Below are 1,457 nucleotides of genomic sequence, written 5' to 3' on the forward strand. Positions count from 1 at the left end.
TCACGCCGCCCTACCTTCTTGAGTGCGAGCGCGCTCCGGTTGGTGTAGAAGATCGGGGTGTGCGAACGAGGCAGGGATGGCTCTCACGCTGGCTGCCCTCGATGGCAAGGGAGGCTCGGCCCCCTGCCTCGTCGCTTCTCCTTGACCGCTGATTAGGCACTGCGATTGATCGCTATGTAGGGCATGGACGGCGAGGAGAGGCTGCATGGCAGTGACGGGAGAGGAAGGAGTGGCATGGCCGTCGCTGTAGGTATCGACGTTTCCAAGGAGTTCCACTGGGCCGAGATCAAGGTCGCTGAGACCGGGAAGGTGCTGCTCAGCCGCCGCTTCGACAACGCCCCCGGTGCCATTGGCGAGCTGATCGAGCACATCACCGTCGCGCAGGCCGAGCACGGCCCGGCCACTGTCGGGATCGACGTGCTGGGTGGTATCGCCGGCCTGCTGGAGGCGATGCTGCTGCACGCGGGCCTTGCCGTGGTCCATGTGCCGGGGATGGCGGTCAACCGGGCACGGCGCGCCACCGTGGGCGGGGAGCGCAAGAGCGACCCCAAGGACGCCCGCGTGATCGCCGATCAGGTGCGCATGCGCGATGACCTGCGACCAGTGCAGCCGGGCCGGGAACTGGACGCCGAACTGCGGCTGCTGGTCGGCCGGCGTGCGGAGCTGGTCACCGACGCCACCCGGCGGGCCGCCCGCCTGCGGGATCTGCTCACCTCGATCCACCCCGGCCTGGAGCGAGTGGTCGATGTCACCGGCAAGCTCGGTCTCCACCTGCTGACCCGCTTCGTCACTCCGGCCGAGATCCGCGACGCCGGGCTGGAGGACGTACTGGCCCATCTGCGCCAGGTGCGGCATGTGAAGGCGTCGATGGTCCGAGCGCTGGCCGAGGCGGCGATCGACGCCGCGGCAGCCCAGCACATCGCCGTCCCCGGGCAGACGGTGGCTGCGGACATCATCCGCGACCTGGCGGCCGAAGCGCTGGCCGGACGTGAACGGCTGGCCCAGCTCGATGCGCGCATCCAGGAGGTGCTGGCGCGCCACCCTGATGCGGCCCTCATCCTCAGCCTGCCGGGGATGGGGGCGACCCTGACTGCGGAGTTCCTCGCCGAAACCGGCGGCATCGCCCGATTCGCCAGCCCCGACCAGCTCGCCTCGGCCGCGGGCCTGGCCCCGGTGCTCAAGCAGTCGGGCAAGGTCCGCTACTTGCAGCGCGCCACGGCAGGCAACAAGGCCCTCAAGCGGGTCTTCTACCAGTCGGCCTTCATCGCTATCAGCTGCGACCCGGCCAGCCGGGCCTTCTACGACCGCAAACGCGCCGCAGGCAAACGGCATCACCAGGCCCTCATCGCCCTGGCCCGCCGCCGTGTCAACGTCCTGCACGCGATTCTGCGGCACAGGAGGCCGTACGACCCTAGCCATGTCCGGGCTGCGGTGGCTTGACAAAAGCATTAGGCAGC

Annotated in this window: 1 protein-coding gene; it reads left to right on the forward strand. The window is 69.3% G+C overall.

The features are described from left to right. Positions 1-234 precede the first annotated feature (234 nt). On the forward strand, positions 235-1,440 hold the full coding sequence (locus tag FLX08_RS39840; RefSeq protein WP_142625424.1) for an IS110 family RNA-guided transposase: 1,206 nt from the start codon (positions 235-237) through the stop codon (positions 1,438-1,440). The last annotated feature ends 17 nt before the right edge of the window (positions 1,441-1,457 follow it).

The sequence above is a fragment of the Microbispora hainanensis genome (assembly GCF_006874475.1).
Classification (GTDB): Bacteria; Actinomycetota; Actinomycetes; order Streptosporangiales; family Streptosporangiaceae; genus Microbispora; species Microbispora hainanensis.

Coding starts and splice junctions, on each gene's coding strand:
- FLX08_RS39840 (WP_142625424.1), top strand. CDS start 235: ATGGCCGTCGCTGTAGGTATCGACGTTTCCAAGGAGTTCCACTGGGCC.